The following is a 19,029-nucleotide window of genomic DNA, read 5'->3' as shown; positions in this document are numbered from 1 at the left end:
CCCGTTCCAGTTTTCCGAGATGTGTTCTAGCGGAAGGAATGCGCGCATGATCGAACCGTCGCATAAGTTGAAGCCCGTCTGGCACCGGTTGGCGCATGGTGGTGTGTTGGCCTTTGCGGGCCTGATCTTTGCGGGATCAATGATTGCAAGCGGACCGGCCAGGGCCAATGATCTTTATCGAACTGAATACGATATTTCCATTTTCGGGCTTTCGATTGCGCGGTCGGCCATAGAAACGACGGTCAATGGTGCCAATTACAACCTCAATGGCCGTTTTCTGACTTCCGGCTTGGCGCGGGTATTCGATGATACGGACGGCACCGTGCACGTGACCGGCAGCGCCGTCAGCGGCAAGGTCGTGCCGAAGAGCTTCGATCTTGCTTACAAGCATGGCCGCAAGAACAAGAGCACCACGATCCGCTTCGCCAATGGCAATGTCGTCTCGGCAGAAAACCAGCCTCCGGTGAAGAAGCGCGATCCATGGGTGGAGACATCGCCGCAGGACCTGCTCAATGTCAGCGACCCGCTGAGCGCGTTGATGATTCCCGCCAAGAACGGTCGGGCAGTCTGCGACCGTTCGCTGAGCGTGTTTGACGGGCAGACCCGCGCGGAGATCAAGCTTTCCTTCAACGGCACCGAATCGTTTACGACCGATGGCTTCACCGGCGAATCGGTCATCTGCTCTGCAAAGTTCGTTCCGATTTCGGGATATCAGAAGGGCAAGAAGGCTATCGATTATCTGAGCAATCGCAGCCGGATGACGATTTCCTTCGCATCGCTTGGCAATTCGGGCATCTATGCGCCCGTCGTTGCCCGAATCGGGACGCAGATCGGCACACTCAAGATCGAAGCCACCCGTTTTTCCAAGGTGAATTGATCCGGCCAATCCGGATTAATGCTTTGGATGCACGCATTCCTCATGGTTGCCGAGGATTTCGATCACGCGGCACTGGTCGATGCGGCCATGGGCGGTGCATTCCAGCATGCGCTGCAATTCCGTTTTCAGTGACAGCAGTTTTGCGATGCGGTGTTCGACATCGCTCAAGCGTGCGCGTGCAATGGCGTCGGCTGCCGCACAGGACTGGTCGGGATTATCCTGAAGATCGAGCAGAGTGCGGATGGCATCCACCTCGAAACCCAGATCGCGTGCATGGCGGATGAAAAGCAGCCGCTGGACATCCTGCCCGTCATAGAGGCGGCGATTGCCGTCGCTGCGCGGTGGTGAGGGCAGGAGGCCGATCTGCTCGTAATAGCGAATCGTCGGCACTTTGACGCCGCTCGCTTTCGATGCTTCGCCGATCGATACATTCATGATCATTTTCCGCTTGCTCCTCTAGTCACTAGAGGATGTAGACCTTGCTCAAGACAATTCAAGAGCGATCCTGAAAAGAGCAGATCATGAGTGAAACATTGAACCAGATTCGCTTTCGCATCGACGGTATGGATTGCGCATCCTGCGCAGCCAAGATCGATACTGCCGTGCGGCGGGTGCGCGGTATTGAGGATGTGTCCGTCTCGGTCACGGCAGGCACGATGACTGTCAGCCATGATGGGACGGGCGATCTCGACAAGGTCGCAAGCAAGGTGCGCAGCCTTGGCTATGGCGTTGAGCCGCTCATCGCGGAAAAAACAGTCGCGAAGCATGAGCATTCGCACGATCATTCTCACCACGACCACGACCACGACCACGACCACGACCACGACCATCATCACGGGGCGTGCGGTGGTCATCATGACCACCACGATCATGATCACGAAGCCCATGACAAGGTTATTGCTGTAACGGCCAACAGTTTCCGCTTTCAGGTCGATGGCATGGATTGTGCGTCCTGCGCGGCCAAGATCGATACTGCCGTGCGGCGCCTGTCGGGCGTGACGGATGTGTCCGTTTCTGTGACCAATGGCGCGATGACCGTCAATCATGATGGAACGGCGAAGAGCGACGAAATTGTCGGCAAAGTGACGGCGCTGGGCTACAAGACCGCGCTTGCCGAAACCGTTGCCCCTGGTGCCGGTTTTGCACCAAAGGCGACCGCGCCCACCAAGCCGTTGCCCTGGTGGCGTTCGAAAAAGGGCCAGATGATGCTGGCCTGCGGCGGCGGGCTGGTTGCGGCCTATATTATTGGACATCTTTACCCGTCCATCGCGCTGTGGGCCTTCACGGCTGCGATGCTGATCGGTCTCGTGCCGATTGCCAGGCGTGCCTATATGGCGGCGATCAATGGTACGCCATTTTCCATCGAGATGCTGATGACGATTGCTGCTGTGGGCGCAATGTTCATCGGCGCGACGGAGGAAGCGGCAGCCGTCGTGTTTCTCTTTCTGGTCGGTGAGCTCCTGGAGGGCGTTGCCGCCGGAAAGGCGCGCGCCAGCATTCAATCCCTGACCATGCTGGTGCCGAAGACAGCCTTTCTTGAAAAAAACGGAGCGACCACTGAAGTTGCCGTCGATAGTCTGGTGGTTGGCGATGTGATTTCCGTGCGTCCGGGCGACCGTATGCCTGCGGACGGCGAAATCCTGACGGGCGAAAGCGCTGTCGATGAAGCGCCGGTCACCGGTGAAAGCACGCCGGTCGGGAAGGCTGAAGGCGATACGGTTTTTGCGGGCACGATCAACGGCGACGGCGTGTTGCGGGTCCGGGTTACGGCTGCGGCGCAGGACAACACCATCGCCCGCGTTGTGCGGCTGGTTGAGGAAGCGCAGGAAGCCAAGGCACCGACGGAACGTTTCATCAATCGTTTTTCGACGTATTACACGCCGGGCGTTGTGGTTGTGGCCGCGCTCGTCGCCATTCTGCCACCGCTTGTTGCGGGGGGGGACTGGAATGAATGGGTCTACAAGGGTCTTGCGATCCTTCTGATCGGCTGCCCCTGTGCGCTGGTCATATCCACGCCTGCTGCAATTGCAGCGGCTCTGTCGTCGGGCGCACGACGCGGCCTTCTCCTGAAGGGCGGCGCAGTGCTGGAAACCATCGGCAAGATCACGGCCGCCTGCTTCGACAAGACCGGCACGCTGACCGAAGGCAAGCCGAAGGTGACAGATGTTCTTGCAGGCGATCTGCCTGAAGATGACGTGCTGCGTCTTGCCGCGTCTCTGGATGCGGGCTCAAGCCATCCGCTGGCGCTGGCGATTGTCGGTGCCGCAGAACAGCGTAACCTGAAACTGTCGGTCATCACGCAGGGCAAGGCCCATGGCGGCAAAGGCGTGTCAGGTGCGGTCGGTGAAATGGACCTGTTTCTGGGGTCGCGCCGCGCAGCCAATGATATTGCGGCCATTCCGGATACACTGGCGAGCCGTATTGCCGCCTGCAACGACGAAGGCAAGACTGTCTCTGTCCTTGTCGCTGATGGCAAGATTGCCGGTGCAATCGCCATGCGTGATGAACCGCGTGCCGATGCCATTGCCGGTTTGCAGGAACTGAAATCCGCCAATATTCGCACCGTCATGCTGACGGGTGATAATCGTCGCACGGCGGAAGCCATCGGGCGCGATCTCGGGATCGAAGTGCGGGCCGAGCTTCTGCCGGAAGACAAGCAGCGCATTGTTGGCGAGTTGCGTAAAGAGGGTCTGATCGTCGCCAAGGTTGGCGATGGCATCAACGATGCACCAGCACTTGCTGCCGCCGATGTCGGCATCGCCATGGGTGGTGGCACGGACGTGGCGCTGGAAACGGCGGATGCTGCGGTTCTGCATGGCAGGGTTGGCGATGTTGCGGAAATGGTAGACCTTTCCAAGCGAACCATGCGCAATATCCATCAGAACATTGCCATAGCGCTCGGTTTGAAAGCTGTCTTTCTGGTGACCACTGTGCTGGGCATTACCGGTCTCTGGCCCGCAATTCTGGCCGATACAGGCGCAACTGTTCTCGTGACGCTCAATGCCTTGCGGCTTTTGAGGCAACCGGCGCGATAAATTAGAGCATTTCCAGCAAAGGTGCGAAGCGTCTACGCGGGGAAATCAGTCCACTGGACTGATTTCTATTCCCGCTTCGATGCGTGGGATAATGCGATGAAGAAAATACTTAGAGCGGTTCCCACTGCTCTGTTTCAACTGGATTCGCTCCAGTTGCCAGCGTTGGGTCCCTCATCCTGAGGAGCGGCCCGAGAAATCGAGGACCATGTCTCGAAGGGCGAGGGATGGCTCCACTATTTTCTCCATCTCCGATCTTTCGAGACGGTATCCTTCGCAAGCTCAGGATACCTCCTCAAGATGAGGAGATTGGCAATCGCGGAAAACTTACTCGCCGATCAGAACGCGGATGCGCTCGCTATATTGCTTGCCGAAGGCGAGGTGTTCAGGGTTGATGTCCTTCAACTCGTCCACAAGTTGGGGCTCGCTTTCGGCGTCTGCGGCGGCAAGGCTGCTCATCAGGGCGAAATAGCCGTAAATATAGTCGGACGGCGTAATGTTCTGGGCCTTGAGGACTTCCACCACCTGCGGGCGGGATTCGATGCTCTTCACCATCTTGTCGAAGGAAGGCGTGGCATCCTGTCCTTCCTCTTCGGTCGCCGAAAGTTCCATACCGCCCAGCTGTTTCTGCACTTTTTCCATGCGCGACAGGAAATCTTCGCTCAGCTTGAAATTGTTGATTTCGGCGGGCGTCTGCTTCGGCGCGACATCAAGCAGGTCGTCGGCAAACACGACGCCGGTGGAAACGGGCAGGGCGATAAGGGAAAGGCCGAGGAAAACGGCGCAGCCTGCAATCTTGAAACGGGAAAACACCGTCATTCTTCTATCCTCGAACTGTGGAACGATTCGCGCTCTCAAATAGCAATAGCATATGTCAGAACATATCCTTGCGCTTGCGGATTTCGGCAAACACGGCTTCGTCGGGTGCATCCTGCAGGCCGAGGCGGCTGCGAATGCCGGCATCATGCCAGCGCAGGAAGGGATTTGTCGCCATTTCAAGCGCGATGCTTGACGGCAATGTCATGCGATCGGCGGCGCGAAGCCGCGCAATCTCGGTGGCGCGTTCCTTGAGTGCGGAATTGGCTGGGTCGATGGTCAGCGCAAAGCGGGCATTGCTTTCGGTATATTCATGGCCGCAATAAACCGCCGTGTCGCCGGGAAGCGCAACCAGCTTCTGCAATGACTGGAACATGGTGAGCGGCGTTCCCTCGAAAAGCCGTCCGCAGCCCAGTGCGAACAGCGTATCGCCCGTGAAGACGGCTTTCGCATCGGGAAGATAATAGGACACTTCGCCCGCCGTATGACCCGGCGTTGCTATGGTCTTGACGCGGAAGAGCCCGAAGGTGAATTCGTCTCCGTCCTTAACGGTCCGGTCGATACCGGGAATCTTTGTTTCTTCGGCCTTGGGGCCGATGATGCTGACCCCGTATTTCGCTTTCAACGCTTCGTTGCCCTCGACGTGGTCGAGATGGTGGTGCGTGGTGAAGATGAAATCGAGCGTCCAGCCGCGTCGCTTCAGCGCCGCTTCTATTGCCGCTGCATCGGGTGCATCGATGGATGCTGTCAGTGCACTTTGGGGATCGTGGATAAGGACGCCATAATTGTCGCTGCGGCAGATGAACTGTTCGATTTCAAGCCGTGGTGCGATGCTGTTCATGGCGTCCTTCCTTTTATTAGGATGCGGTCTTGTTGTCTTCCGTCAGTGAATGCTTCTGGATAAGCGGCATTTGTAAAAGCGTGAAGACAATGGTGATGGGCATAATGCCCCACACCTTGAACGATACCCAGGCATCGGTTGAGAAATTCCGCCAGACAACTTCGTTGACCACGGCGAGGAAAATGAAGAACAGACCCCAGCGCAGCGTCAGCTTTCGCCAGCCTTCGGCGTCGAGACGGAAGGCTGAATCAAACACATAGCCGAGCAGGGACTTGCCGAAGAAGAGGCCGCCGAGCAGGATTGCGCCGAACAGCGTGTTGACGATGGTGGGCTTCATCTTGATGAAGGTGTCGTTATGCAGCCAGAGCGTCAGCGCCCCGAACACCAATACGACGATGCCGGAGACAAGCGGCATGATGGGCAGGGTGCGCGTCATTGTCCATGAAATGGCGAGCGCGATTACGGTTGCGCCCATGAATAGCGCCGTTGCCAGAAAGATCGGTGCGCCGATGGAAGCCAGCACCGGAAAACGCTCGATCAGCATTTCGCCGCGCGCATTGGCAAAGAAGAAGACAAGAAGCGGTCCCAGCTCCAGCGCCAGCTTGAGCAGCGGCGGGACTTCCCGGCGTTCGGCTTCGCTTTTTTGTGACGGATCGCGTTCGAAAACGGGATGCTCCATCAGGCAACTCCTGCGATGGCGCGGGCAAAATCCTTGGCCGCAAAGGGTTCCAGATCGTCGACACCTTCGCCGACGCCGATGAAATAGATCGGCAATTTATGCTTGGCCGAGATGGCGACAAGAATGCCGCCCCGTGCCGTGCCGTCAAGCTTGGTCATGACCAGACCGTTGACACCGGCAATATTCTTGAAGATTTCGACCTGATTAAGGGCATTCTGGCCGGTGGTGGCATCGAGTGTCTGCAAGACGGTATGCGGTGCTTCCGGATCATGCTTGCCCAGCACACGCACGATCTTTGCAAGCTCGTCCATCAGTTCGGCCTTGTTCTGCAACCGTCCTGCCGTATCGATGATGAGGACGTCGCTGCCCGCTTCCTTGGCCTTTTCCCATGCGTCATAGGCAAGCCCGGCCGCATCGGCGCCAAGCTTGGAGGAGACGACCGGCGAACCGGTGCGTTCGCCCCAGATATGCAACTGCTCGATGGCTGCGGCGCGGAATGTATCGCCTGCCGCCAGCATGACCTTGAGGCCGCCCGCGGTAAGCTTTGCGGCAAGCTTGCCGATGGTGGTGGTCTTGCCGGTGCCGTTGACGCCGACCACGAGGATCACATGCGGCTTGTGCGACAGGTCAAGCTCCAGCGGCTTTGCCACCGGGCCTAGAACCTTTTCGATCTCCGCGCCCATGATGGTGCGCACTTCCTCGCCCGTCACGTCCTTGCCGTAGCGACCTGACGCAAGCGCATCGGTCACGCGCATGGCGGTCTCAAGCCCGAGATCTGCCTGGATCAGTACGTCTTCGAGATCCTGCAGCGTGTCGTCATCGAGCTTGCGCTTGGTGAAAATGCCGCCAATGGATTCGCTCAATGAATTCGATGAACGGAGCAGGCCGCGACGCAGCCGCTCGAACCAGGACAGTTTTGGCTGAGGCGCTGCCTCAACCGGCGCTTCTTCCTTATGTTCCTCGACAGCCTTGGCGACTTTGACTTTCTTGGGCTTCACTGGCTCTGGCTGAGGCGCTGGTTCGACCGCTTCCTCTACCACAGGTGCATCAGGAGCTTTTGCGACTTCGGGCTGTTCGAGTTCGACAGCGGGCTCCGGCCCGGGCTCAACGACAGGCTCGACAACGGGTTCAATAGCAGGCTCTGGCGCAGGTGCTTCGACCGCGATTGGTTCCATCACCGGAGGCTGTTCAATCGGGATTTCAATCTCTGCAACCGGATGCTCCGGTTCAGCCTTTTCTTCCTCAACCGTTTCAGACGCAGGCGCTTCAATCGGCTCAGGCTCGCTGGCGATCACGGGCGCTTCCGGTTCGGAAATAACCACTTCAACGACGGCTGTTTCGATTTCTTTGGGCGCTTCGACGGCTTCAGGAAGCTGTGTTTCCAAAGCCGTTTCCACGGCCTCGGGTGCCGGTTGTTCGACCGGCTTTTCTTCGACCTCCTTCTTGCCGAAGGAGAACATTTTCTTGATGAAACCCATTGCCATGAAATCTGGTGCCCTTAAGCTTTAAGCCGCTTGCGGCTCTGCCTGACGGGTGAGGAGTTTTTCACCGTCATGGCCTGTCACGATACGTTCGATGATTTCGCCCGGTGCGCCACCGTCCACCGATGCCAGTGTAAAGCCTTCGGTGCGCGCAATACCTTCCTTCTCGACGAGAAGGCGCTGCAAGGTGCCATCCAGCGCGCCGAGGTGTTTTTCATAGGCACGATCGCCTTCCGCGCGCAGGCGTGCCGCGCGTTCCTTGACGATTTCGCGCCGCACCTGCGGCATGCGGGCGGCAGGAGTGCCTTCGCGCGCACTGTAGGGGAAGACGTGCAGGTGGGACAGTCCGCATTCCTCGACGATTTTCAGCGAATTCTGGAACATATCTTCGGTTTCGGTCGGGAAACCGGCGATGATGTCCGCGCCGAAGACGATGTCGGGACGCAGAGAACGCACCGTTTCGCAGAAGCGGATCGAATCGTCGCGTAAGTGGCGGCGCTTCATGCGCTTCAGGATCATGTCGTCGCCCGCCTGTAGCGACAGATGCAGATGCGGCATCAGGCGCTTTTCATTGGCAATCGCATCCATCAGATCGTCATCGGCCTCGATGGAATCGATGGAGGAAAGACGCAGGCGCTGAAGATCAGGCACTTGCGCCAGAACGGTTTTCACCAGCTTGCCGAGACGCAGGCTTCCCGGAAGATCGGGACCATAGGAGGTCATGTCCACGCCGGTCAGCACCACTTCGGCATAACCGTTGCCGACAAGGCGTTTGACCTGATCCACCACCGCGCCCATCGGAACGGAGCGGGAGTTACCGCGACCATAGGGAATGATGCAGAAGGTGCAGCGATGATCGCAGCCATTCTGCACCTGCACGAAAGCGCGTGCCCGGCCTTCAATGGCATCGACCATATGGCTTGCGGTTTCGCGCACTTCCATAATGTCGTTGACGCGGACCTTCTCGAACTGGTTGACGCCGAAATCCGGCAGCATCCGGTAGGAATTGGATTTCAGTTTTTCCTCATTGCCAAGAATGAGGTCGACTTCGTCCATGGCGGCAAAATTGTCGGCTTCCGTCTGTGCTGCGCAGCCGGTGACGATGATGCGCGCTTCAGGATTTTCACGGCGTGCCTTGCGGATCGCCTGACGCGCCTGTCGCACGGCTTCCGCCGTCACGGCGCACGTGTTGAAGATGATCGCGCCATCCTTCAATTCGCCAAGTCCGGCGGCATCGGCTTCGCGTTTCATCACCTCTGATTCATAGGTGTTGAGACGGCATCCGAATGTTACGACTTCCACCGACATCAGGCTGCACCCCTGTCAGTTGGCTTGTCATTCTGGGCGTCGCGGCTCCATTCGCCGGTTGCAGGATCGAAAGTGCCTGAAAATTCCCATTCGGCGGGGCCGGTCATCATGACATGATCGTCGTCACGCCATTCGATCCTGAGCGGGCCGCCGGGAACATTGACAGTGACGGTGCGCCCGGTGCGGCGCGTGCGCACTGCCGATACGGCTGCGGCGCAGGCGGCGGAACCACAGGCGCGGGTCAGACCCGCACCGCGCTCCCATGTACGCAGGTCGATTGTCTCGGGCGAGGTGACACGGGCTATGGAGATATTGGCGCGCTCCGGAAAGATTGGATGATGTTCCAGAAGCGGTCCAAATTTTTCCAGCTCATAGGACCAGACATCGCGGTCGACCCAGAAGATTGCATGCGGGTTGCCCATGGATGCAACCGAGGGCGAATGCAGCACCGGCGCGTCGATGGGACCGACCTGCAGTTCGATCATGCGCGTATCGCGAAACTCTTCGGCAAGCGGAATATCCTGCCAGTCGAGGCGCGGCTTGCCCATATCGACTGAAATCAGGCCGTCTTCGTGTTCGGTCGCAGTCAGGATTCCGGCGCGGGTCTCAAACGTGAAAGCCTGTCGGCCGGTCTCGGCGGCGAGCGCCTGCACGACGCAGCGTGTGCCGTTGCCGCAAGCCTGTGCTTCCGTGCCGTCGCAATTGATGATCGCGATATAGTTGTCGGTTCCCGCCGTACGTGGATCGTGAATCGCCATGATCTGATCGAAGGCGGTTTCGCTGTCGCCTGCAAGACGGATCGCGGCTTCAGGCGTAATCCGGTCCGCGCGACCGCGCATGTCGGCAACGATGATCTGATTGCCGAGCCCGTTCATCTTGGCGAAGGCTGCCTTGGTGGCCATAACTATCGTGGTTCCGTTTTCCTGTGGCTTTGGTCGATAAAGCCTATGGGACAATTAGCGTCTATATGGCGGAAAAGCCCGCAAATTGCCAGTACCCGCGTCAGATTGCGAAAAGTTGCGGCGCAGGCTTTCCCGCAGAACAGGCGCCAATGTCGGAGAAACTGTGGCCTTCCTGTCCCAGTTTCAAGATTATTAAGCGGTTTCAAGCATTCTTGAAGAGTTTGAGGGGCAAAAATGACAGGTGCTGGTGTTGCTTTTTTAACCATATAGCCATTTTATCGGTCCAATATTGTCACATTGCAGGGCTTCGGTAGGAAGTCCGGGGCATCCCCACCCCAGATGAGAAATGCGGAAATGGAGAACCAGATGGGAATTTCGAAAGCAAGTCTGCTCAGCCTCGCGGCGGCTGGCATTGTTCTGGCCGGGTGCCAGAGCTCCCGGTTTGGCAATCTCGATACGGTTTCGCCACCACCGCCACCGCCACCCGTGAATGCGGCTCCGGCAGGCTCGGTGCAGAAGGGCAACCTTAATTCTCCCAATGCTTCGCAGTTTCCGACGGCTCCGACCACGGACCCGAATGCACAGCCAGGCACACAGGTTGCAAGCCTGCCGCCGGCATCCGCGCCCGATCTGACACCAGGCTCCGTCGCCGGTGTCTGGAACGCATCGCTTGGCGGCCAGAGCTGCAAGATCGCGACGCCGCAGACCAAGTATGGTCAGGGCTATCGCGCTGGTCCGCTGCGTTGCCCGGGCGAACTCGGCAATCTCGCTTCCTGGGCCGTCAACGGCAAGCAGCTCGTTCTCTATGATGCGAATGGCGGCACCGTCGCTTCGCTCTATTCTTCGGGACAGAGCCGCTTCGACGGACAGACTTCAGGCGGGCAGGCTGTGTCGCTTTCGCGCTAAGACATTCTTTCGCTTAAAGACAGGCGGATCATCGCGAGATGGTCCGCCGTTTTTGCAATTGTAAGGTTGAACGGAAGCAATCATGTCTTTCGACGGTAATCTGAAAGCCTTCCCCTCCGTCCGCGAACATTACGATGCGATGGTCGCGGCGGGTGATGTGGAAGCTGATCCCGCTCAACTCGAACTCACCGTCCGTTATGACCGGCTGATCGAGGAAATCTGCACCAAACGCCTGTCACGCAAGTCGAGCGCGCTCGGCTGGCTGTTCGGCAAGCGCAAGGAAGCAACGAGCATCATCAAAGGGCTTTACGTGCACGGCGAGGTCGGGCGCGGCAAGACCATGCTGATGGACATGTTCTTTTCGCTTCTGCCGGTGGAACGCAAGCGCCGCGCGCATTTCAACGATTTCATGGCCGATGTGCACGAGCGTATCTATGCGCATCGTCAGGCGCATAAACGTGGCGAGACCAAGCAGGACGACCCGATCCCGCCGGTCGCAGATGCCTTGAGCCAGCAGGCCTGGGTGCTGTGTTTCGACGAATTCACCGTGACGGATATTGCCGATGCGATGATCCTGTCGCGCCTGTTCAGCGCCTTGTTCACCCGTGGCGTGGTGCTGGTGGCGACGTCCAACGTCGCGCCGGACAATCTTTATCGCGATGGGCTGAACCGGCAGCTTTTCCTGCCCTTCATCGATATTCTCAAGCAGCATGTCGATGTGATCAACCTCGATTCGCGCACCGATTATCGTCTCGAGAAACTCGATCGCCAGCCGGTCTATCTGTCGCCGCTTGGTTCCGAGACGGCCAAGCGCATGGATGCGGCCTGGACGGCGCAAAAGGACGGCGCGCATGAAAAGCCCGACGTCATCCGCATCAAGGGACGCGACATTGAGGTCGCCCGTGCCGTGCATGGTGCGGCGCGCTTCACTTTCGATGCGCTCTGTTCGAAGCCGCTTGGCGCCTCGGACTATATTGCCATCGTGAAGCATTATCCGACCTTGTTCATCGATGATGTTCCGGTGCTGGACTATTCGCGTCGCAATGAGGCCAAACGCTTCATTCTGCTGATCGACGTGCTCTACGATCACCACGCGCGGGTGTTCATTTCTGCAGAAGCCCAGCCGGAAAAGCTCTATCTTGCCAGCAAGGGCACGGAGGCCTTCGAGTTTGACCGCACTGCTTCCCGTCTCTTCGAGATGCAGAGTGCAGACTATCTGGCCGAGCCGCCCGGCAAGGCCGGATAACCCGTCTTCACATCACTGCCCTATCATCAGACTGCCACAGACTGGACTTATAAGCCCGGTGGGCTATGTTGCTCACGCAATTCATGCGGAAGGTGCGGCACTTTCGTGCCGAACTTTCGATACGGCATCAGTTTTAAATCGGAGCCGGTTTTGAACAGGTGCACAACGTTGTTGGAATTGGCAGCTTGCCAGTCGCTCCGTTACCGCTTCGCCGGGGATGGTTTGCGGCGGTAGGAGAGGGTGGTTTTGCCTTGATATTGACAAATTATCTTACGTTTACGTAAGAACCATTAATTCTAACCGATTGAAAACATTAGTCGCAAAATAATGAGTTGAGTTTATCGCCAAAGAGTCCTATCTCGCAGTTCCAACGCTTGAGCGTTTCCGGCGAGGATTCCGGATGGCTTGATGCGTTTCTGGATCAAAAGTGAGGAAAGAAACAATCATGGCACGCAACAAGATTGCCCTCATCGGCTCCGGCATGATCGGCGGCACGCTCGCCCATCTGGCTGGTCTGAAGGAACTCGGCGACGTCGTCCTTTTCGACATTGCGGAAGGCACCCCGCAGGGTAAGGGACTGGATATCGCCGAATCTTCTCCGGTTGATGGTTTTGATGCGAAATATACCGGCGCCAACGACTACGCAGCAATCGAAGGCGCAGACGTTGTCATCGTGACCGCAGGCGTGCCGCGCAAGCCGGGCATGAGCCGCGACGACCTTCTGGGCATCAACCTCAAGGTGATGGAACAGGTTGGCGCTGGCATCAAGAAATATGCTCCTGAAGCTTTCGTCATCTGCATCACCAACCCGCTGGACGCCATGGTCTGGGCGCTGCAGAAGTTCTCCGGTCTTCCGGCGCACAAGGTTGTCGGCATGGCTGGCGTTCTCGACAGCGCCCGCTTCCGTTATTTCCTCTCGGAAGAATTCAACGTTTCGGTTGAAGACGTCACGGCATTCGTGCTGGGCGGCCACGGCGACAGCATGGTTCCGCTGGCCCGTTACTCGACCGTTGCAGGCATCCCGCTCCCTGACCTCGTCAAGATGGGCTGGACCAGCCAGGACAAGCTCGACAAGATCATCCAGCGCACCCGTGACGGCGGCGCGGAAATCGTCGGTCTGCTCAAGACCGGTTCGGCTTTCTACGCTCCGGCTGCATCGGCCATCCAGATGGCTGAATCCTACCTCAAGGACAAGAAGCGCGTCCTGCCGGTTGCTGCCCAGCTTTCTGGCCAGTACGGCGTCAAGGACATGTATGTCGGCGTGCCGACCGTCATCGGCGCCAATGGCGTCGAGCGCATCATTGAAATTGATCTCGACAAGAACGAAAAGGCCGAGTTCGACAAGTCGGTGGCATCTGTCGCCGGTCTTTGCGAAGCCTGCATCGGCATCGCTCCGTCGCTGAAGTAAAATTCCAGACAAGGCCGGATTGTCGCCTGCGGGCGGCGCCGGCCTTTTCCGGCTGTCAATCCGTACCGGTTCCGTTCAATCCCAATATGCAACGGACCGGGAATCCGCAGAGGACAACCAGATGAATATTCACGAATACCAGGCCAAGCGCCTGCTTCACACCTACGGCGCGCCGATCGCCAATGGTGTGGCTGTCTATTCCGTCGAACAGGCGGAAGAATGGGCAAAGACGCTTCCCGGACCGCTTTATGTCGTCAAGAGCCAGATCCATGCTGGCGGACGCGGCAAGGGCAAGTTCAAGGAACTGCCAGCCGATGCAAAGGGCGGCGTGCGCCTCGCCAAGTCTGTCGAGGAAGTGGTTGCCAATGCGAAGGAAATGCTCGGCAACACGCTCGTCACCAAGCAGACCGGTCCTGCAGGCAAGCAGGTCAACCGTCTCTACATCGAAGACGGCGCCGACATTGATCGCGAGCTCTATCTCTCGATCCTGATCGACCGCACCGTTGGTCGTCCGGCTTTCGTCGTTTCGACCGAAGGCGGCATGGACATCGAAGCCGTTGCCGAAGAAACCCCTGAAAAGATCGTCACCGTTGCCATCGATCCGGCTAAAGGCGTGACGGACGAAGACGCCAGCAAGCTCGCCGATGCGCTGAAGCTTGAAGGTCAGGCTCGTGAAGACGGCGTCAAGCTGTTCCCGATCCTCTACAAGGCGTTCACCGAAAAGGACATGAGCCTTCTCGAGATCAACCCGCTGATCGTCATGACCGACGGTCGCGTGCGCGTTCTTGACGCCAAGGTATCGTTCGACGGCAATGCGCTGTTCCGTCATCCTGACATTCAGGAACTGCGCGATCTGTCGGAAGAAGACGAAAAAGAGATCGAAGCTTCCAAGTACGACCTCGCTTACGTCGCTCTCGATGGCAATATCGGCTGCATGGTCAACGGCGCAGGCCTTGCCATGGCAACGATGGACATCATCAAGCTCTACGGCGCAGAACCTGCCAACTTCCTCGACGTTGGTGGCGGCGCTTCCAAGGAGAAGGTGACGGCTGCGTTCAAGATCATCACCGCTGACCCGGCTGTCCAGGGCATTCTGGTCAACATCTTCGGCGGCATCATGAAGTGCGACGTCATTGCTGAAGGCGTGATCGCTGCAGTCAAGGAAGTCGGCCTCAAGGTTCCTCTGGTTGTCCGTCTCGAAGGCACCAATGTCGAACTCGGCAAGAAGATCATCAACGAGAGCGGCCTGAACGTCATTTCGGCCGACGATCTCGACGATGCGGCGCAGAAGATCGTCGCTGCAGTGAAGGGGAATTAAGGCATGTCCATTCTCGTCAACAAGGACACCAAGGTTCTCGTACAGGGCCTCACCGGCAAGACCGGTACCTTCCACACCGAACAGGCGCTTGCTTACTACGGCACGCAGATGGTCGGCGGTATCCATCCGAAGAAGGGTGGCGAAACCTGGGAAGGCTCCAAGGGCGAAAAGCTTCCGATCTTCGCAACCGTTGCCGAAGCCAAGGAACGCACCGGTGCTGATGCATCCGTGATCTACGTTCCGCCAGCAGGCGCCGCCGATGCGATCATCGAAGCGATTGAAGCTGAAATCCCGTTCATCGTCTGCATCACCGAAGGCATTCCGGTCATGGACATGGTTCGCGTCAAGGAGCGTCTGGAACGCTCGAAGTCGCGCCTGCTCGGACCGAACTGCCCTGGTATCCTGACCCCTGAAGAATGCAAGATCGGCATCATGCCGGGCAATATCTTCAAGAAGGGTTCGGTGGGTGTTGTTTCCCGCTCCGGCACGCTTACCTATGAAGCAGTGTTCCAGACCTCGAACGAAGGCCTCGGCCAGACCACCGCTGTCGGTATCGGCGGCGATCCGGTCAAGGGCACCGAGTTCATCGACGTGCTGGAAATGTTCCTGGCCGACGACGAAACCAAGTCGATCGTCATGATCGGTGAAATCGGCGGTTCAGCTGAAGAAGATGCGGCCCAGTTCCTCAAGGACGAAGCCAAGCGCGGTCGCAAGAAGCCGATGGTCGGCTTCATCGCTGGCCGTACGGCTCCTGCCGGACGCACCATGGGCCATGCTGGCGCTGTGATCTCCGGCGGCAAGGGCGGCGCGGAAGACAAGATTGCCGCCATGGAATCGGCTGGCATTCGCGTGTCGCCGTCGCCGGCGCAGCTCGGCAAGACGCTGGTTGAAGTCCTCAAGGGCTGAGATCGCGTATCGGTCTGAATATCCCGGCGGCGGCGAAAGCCGCTGCCGGGTTTAGCATAACAGCGGGTCATGTGATCCGGCTTAGAGGGACGGATATCCGTTCCGACGCGTAGAGTTTAGTCATGCCGGGGTCTGTAGCGGTTCCTCCCCGGCGGCGTGAGGGATGAAGTTTCAAACTTCCGGCCCGCGCAAGATGAGCCACTGACAAGGAGACGGAGCACTGCTCCGGATAGGCTATGGCAAGGCAAGAACAAGCCAACGACGTTTTCGCCCTTACCTCATTCCTCTATGGCGGCAATGCCGACTATATCGAGGAGCTGTACGCCAAATATGAGGACGATCCGAATTCGGTCGATCCGCAGTGGCGCGATTTCTTCGCGAAGCTGGGCGATAATGCCGACGATGTGAAGAAGAACGCTGAAGGCGCGTCCTGGACCAGGAAGAACTGGCCGATTGCAGCCAATGGCGAACTGATTTCCGCGCTCGACGGCAACTGGGCTGAAGTCGAAAAGCATGTCACCGACAAGCTGAAAGGCAAGGCTGCAAAGGGCGAAGCGAAGGGTGCGACCGGCGCAGCCCTTACCAGCGAAGAGATCACGCAGGCTGCACGCGACAGCGTTCGCGCCATCATGATGATCCGCGCCTATCGCATGCGCGGCCATCTGCACGCCAATCTCGATCCGCTCGGCCTCTCCGAAAAGCCGAACGACTATAACGAGCTGGAGCCGGAAAATTACGGTTTCACGCCTGCCGATTACAACCGCAAGATCTTCATCGACAACGTGCTCGGCCTCGAATATGCGACCGTGCCGGAAATGCTCGACATTCTGAAGCGTACCTATTGCGGCACGATCGGCGTCGAATTCATGCATATCTCCGATCCGGCTGAAAAGGCCTGGATTCAGGAACGCATCGAAGGTCCGGACAAAAAGGTTGCTTTCACGCCGGAAGGCAAGAAGGCCATCCTGTCGAAGCTGATCGAAGCGGAAGGCTTCGAGCAGTTCATCGACGTCAAGTACAAGGGCACCAAGCGTTTCGGCCTCGATGGTGGTGAATCGCTGATTCCGGCCCTTGAGCAGATCGTCAAGCGCGGCGGCGCCATGGGCGTCAAGGAAATCATCTTCGGCATGGCCCACCGTGGCCGTCTGAACGTGCTTAGCCAGGTCATGGGCAAGCCGCACCGCGCTATCTTCCACGAGTTCAAGGGCGGCTCCTATGCGCCGGACGACGTGGAAGGTTCGGGCGACGTGAAGTACCATCTGGGCGCTTCGTCGGATCGTGAATTCGACGGCAACAAGGTCCACCTGTCGCTGACCGCCAACCCGTCGCATCTTGAAATCGTCAACCCGGTCGTGATGGGCAAGGCCCGCGCCAAGCAGGATCTGCTGGCCGGTCGCACCCGTGACGACATGGTTCCGCTCGCAACGCGCGCCAAGGTTTTGCCGCTGCTCCTGCATGGTGATGCTGCCTTTGCCGGTCAGGGTGTTGTGGCCGAGTGCCTCGGTCTCTCCGGCCTGAAGGGGCACCGCGTTGCCGGTACCGTTCACTTCATCATCAACAACCAGATCGGTTTCACCACCAATCCGGCCTTCTCGCGTTCGTCGCCTTATCCGTCGGATGTGGCGAAGATGATCGAAGCGCCGATCTTCCACGTCAATGGCGACGATCCGGAAGCCGTGGTGTTTGCCGCCAAGGTAGCAACCGAATTCCGCATGACCTTCCACAAGCCGGTGGTCATCGACATGTTCTGCTATCGCCGCTTCGGTCACAATGAAGGCGACGAGCCGTCCTTCACCCAGCCGCTGATGTACAAGGCGATCCGTGCGCACAAGACCACGGTTCAGCTTTACAGCGACAAGCTGATTGCTGAAGGTCTGATGAAGCAGGAAGAAATCGACCAGATGAAAGCGCAGTGGCGCGATAATCTGGAAACCGAATTCGACGCCGGACAGAGCTACAAGCCGAACAAGGCCGACTGGCTGGATGGCGCGTGGGCTGGTCTGCGCACTGCCGACAATGCCGACGAACAGCGTCGCGGCAAGACCGCCGTGCCGATGAAGACGCTCAAGGAAATCGGCAAGAAGCTGGTTGAAGTGCCGAAGGACTTCCAGGTCCATCGCACGATCCAGCGTTTCCTCGACAACCGTGCCAAGATGATCGAAACCGGCGAGGGTATCGACTGGGCGACGGCAGAGGCACTTGCTTTTGGTTCGCTGGTCGCCGAAGGCAACCCGATCCGTTTCTCGGGTCAGGATGTTGAACGCGGTACGTTCTCGCAGCGTCATACGGTTCTCTACGATCAGGAAACCCAGAACCGCTACATCCCGCTCAACAATATCCAGAAGGGCCAGGCGATTTACGAGGTCATCAACTCGATGCTCTCGGAAGAAGCTGTTCTCGGCTACGAGTATGGCTATTCGCTGTCCGACCCGCGCGCTCTGGTTCTGTGGGAAGCTCAGTTCGGCGATTTCGCCAACGGTGCGCAGGTTGTGTTTGACCAGTTCATCTCTTCGGGCGAACGCAAGTGGCTGCGCATGTCCGGTCTCGTCTGCCTTCTGCCGCACGGCTATGAAGGTCAGGGTCCGGAACATTCGTCGGCTCGTCTGGAACGTTATCTCCAGCTTTGCGCCGAAGACAACATGCAGGTGGCAAACGTCACGACGCCGGCTAACTATTTCCATATTCTGCGCCGCCAGATGAAGCGCGACTTCCGCAAGCCGCTCATCATGATGACGCCGAAATCGCTGCTGCGTCACAAGCGTGCCATTTCGACCCTCAACGAAATGTCCGGCGAATCCTCGTTCCACCGTCTGCTGTGGGACGATGCGCAGTACAACAAGGACGAAGGCATCAAGCTCCAGAAAGATGCAAAGATCCGTCGCGTCGTTCTCTGCTCGGGCAAGGTCTATTACGACCTCTACGAAGAGCGTGAAAAGCGTGGCATCGATGACGTCTACCTGCTGCGTGTCGAACAGCTCTACCCGTTCCCGGCCAAGGCACTCATCAATGAGCTGTCACGCTTCCGCCATGCGGAAATGGTCTGGTGCCAGGAAGAGCCGAAGAACATGGGTGCATGGTCGTTCATCGATCCGTATCTGGAATGGGTGCTGGCTCATATCGACGCCAAGCATCAGCGCGTGCGCTATGCGGGCCGTCCGGCCGCAGCATCGCCTGCGACGGGTCTGATGTCGAAGCATCTTGCGCAGCTCGCCGCTTTCCTTGAGGATGCGCTCGGTAACTGATCCGGGTTAGAGTTTTGGAGCAGTTTTTCGGAACTGCTCCAACCTGAATTGAACACAGAATCTAAAG

Annotated in this window: 15 protein-coding genes; 8 read left to right on the top strand and 7 right to left on the bottom strand. The window is 58.2% G+C overall.

The window, feature by feature from the left end; genetic code table 11:
• Positions 1-46 precede the first annotated feature (46 nt).
• Complete coding sequence (locus F9K94_RS10495; RefSeq protein WP_151645521.1) at positions 47-877, top strand: DUF3108 domain-containing protein; 831 nt, start codon at positions 47-49, stop codon at positions 875-877.
• 15 nt (positions 878-892) lie between these two features.
• On the opposite strand, the gene F9K94_RS10490 is transcribed toward F9K94_RS10495, so the two are convergent.
• Positions 893-1,318 (bottom strand): MerR family transcriptional regulator, encoded by a 426-nt coding sequence (locus tag F9K94_RS10490; RefSeq protein ID WP_109986961.1) that lies wholly within the window; start codon positions 1,316-1,318, stop codon positions 893-895.
• Positions 1,319-1,398: 80 nt separating this feature from the next.
• Here F9K94_RS10490 and F9K94_RS10485 point away from each other — a divergent pair, with 80 nt between their 5' ends.
• On the top strand, positions 1,399-3,912 hold the full coding sequence (locus tag F9K94_RS10485) for a heavy metal translocating P-type ATPase (RefSeq protein ID WP_151645519.1): 2,514 nt from the start codon (positions 1,399-1,401) through the stop codon (positions 3,910-3,912).
• A 324-nt stretch (positions 3,913-4,236) separates the two neighbouring features.
• Here the strand turns inward: F9K94_RS10485 and F9K94_RS10480 are convergent, their stop codons facing one another.
• From F9K94_RS10480 to dapF, 6 genes are read right to left on the bottom strand one after another with little or no spacing between them, the layout of a single operon-like run.
• Positions 4,237-4,728, bottom strand: a complete 492-nt coding sequence (locus tag F9K94_RS10480; protein WP_151645517.1) for a hypothetical protein — start codon at positions 4,726-4,728, stop codon at positions 4,237-4,239.
• A gap of 55 nt (positions 4,729-4,783) precedes the next feature.
• Positions 4,784-5,566, bottom strand: a complete 783-nt coding sequence (gene gloB / locus F9K94_RS10475) for a hydroxyacylglutathione hydrolase (RefSeq protein ID WP_151645515.1) — start codon at positions 5,564-5,566, stop codon at positions 4,784-4,786.
• Positions 5,567-5,582: 16 nt separating this feature from the next.
• Complete coding sequence (locus tag F9K94_RS10470) at positions 5,583-6,245, bottom strand: septation protein A (RefSeq protein ID WP_012091125.1); 663 nt, start codon at positions 6,243-6,245, stop codon at positions 5,583-5,585.
• A complete protein-coding gene (gene ftsY / locus F9K94_RS10465) occupies positions 6,245-7,729 on the bottom strand; it encodes a signal recognition particle-docking protein FtsY (protein ID WP_151616150.1) in 1,485 nt (494 codons plus the stop codon). The genes F9K94_RS10470 and ftsY overlap by 1 nt, the downstream gene beginning before the upstream one ends.
• A gap of 21 nt (positions 7,730-7,750) precedes the next feature.
• Positions 7,751-9,034 carry a tRNA (N(6)-L-threonylcarbamoyladenosine(37)-C(2))-methylthiotransferase MtaB gene (gene mtaB / locus F9K94_RS10460; protein WP_151645513.1) on the bottom strand — a complete coding sequence of 428 codons (1,284 nt, stop codon included), beginning with the start codon at positions 9,032-9,034 and terminating at the stop codon, positions 7,751-7,753.
• Entirely contained in the window at positions 9,034-9,936 is a 903-nt protein-coding gene (gene dapF, locus F9K94_RS10455) for a diaminopimelate epimerase (protein ID WP_151645511.1), read from the bottom strand. The genes mtaB and dapF overlap by 1 nt, the downstream gene beginning before the upstream one ends.
• Positions 9,937-10,302: 366 nt before the next feature.
• On the opposite strand from dapF, the gene F9K94_RS10450 reads away from it, so the two are divergent.
• The 6 genes from F9K94_RS10450 to F9K94_RS10425 all read left to right on the top strand — a co-directional run bounded on the left by F9K94_RS10450 (position 10,303) and on the right by F9K94_RS10425 (position 18,962).
• Positions 10,303-10,842, top strand: coding sequence for a protease inhibitor Inh/omp19 family protein (locus tag F9K94_RS10450; RefSeq protein WP_010657597.1), 540 nt, complete (start codon positions 10,303-10,305; stop codon positions 10,840-10,842).
• Positions 10,843-10,924: 82 nt separating this feature from the next.
• Positions 10,925-12,088 carry a cell division protein ZapE gene (zapE, locus tag F9K94_RS10445; protein WP_151645509.1) on the top strand — a complete coding sequence of 388 codons (1,164 nt, stop codon included), beginning with the start codon at positions 10,925-10,927 and terminating at the stop codon, positions 12,086-12,088.
• 445 nt (positions 12,089-12,533) lie between these two features.
• Entirely contained in the window at positions 12,534-13,496 is a 963-nt protein-coding gene (gene mdh / locus F9K94_RS10440) for a malate dehydrogenase (protein ID WP_061344542.1), read from the top strand.
• 121 nt (positions 13,497-13,617) lie between these two features.
• Positions 13,618-14,814 (top strand): ADP-forming succinate--CoA ligase subunit beta, encoded by a 1,197-nt coding sequence (gene sucC, locus F9K94_RS10435; RefSeq protein ID WP_010657594.1) that lies wholly within the window; start codon positions 13,618-13,620, stop codon positions 14,812-14,814.
• Between the two features lie 3 nt (positions 14,815-14,817).
• Complete coding sequence (gene sucD, locus F9K94_RS10430) at positions 14,818-15,720, top strand: succinate--CoA ligase subunit alpha (RefSeq protein ID WP_104755057.1); 903 nt, start codon at positions 14,818-14,820, stop codon at positions 15,718-15,720.
• Positions 15,721-15,956: 236 nt separating this feature from the next.
• Positions 15,957-18,962, top strand: coding sequence for a 2-oxoglutarate dehydrogenase E1 component (locus tag F9K94_RS10425; protein ID WP_151645507.1), 3,006 nt, complete (start codon positions 15,957-15,959; stop codon positions 18,960-18,962).
• Positions 18,963-19,029 lie beyond the last annotated feature (67 nt).

Origin of the sequence: Brucella tritici, from assembly GCF_008932285.1 — a bacterium.
In the GTDB taxonomy this organism is placed as follows: domain Bacteria; phylum Pseudomonadota; class Alphaproteobacteria; order Rhizobiales; family Rhizobiaceae; genus Brucella; species Brucella tritici.
Note: the sequence above shows the minus strand (reverse complement) of the source record. Positions and strands in the feature narration are given on the sequence as shown.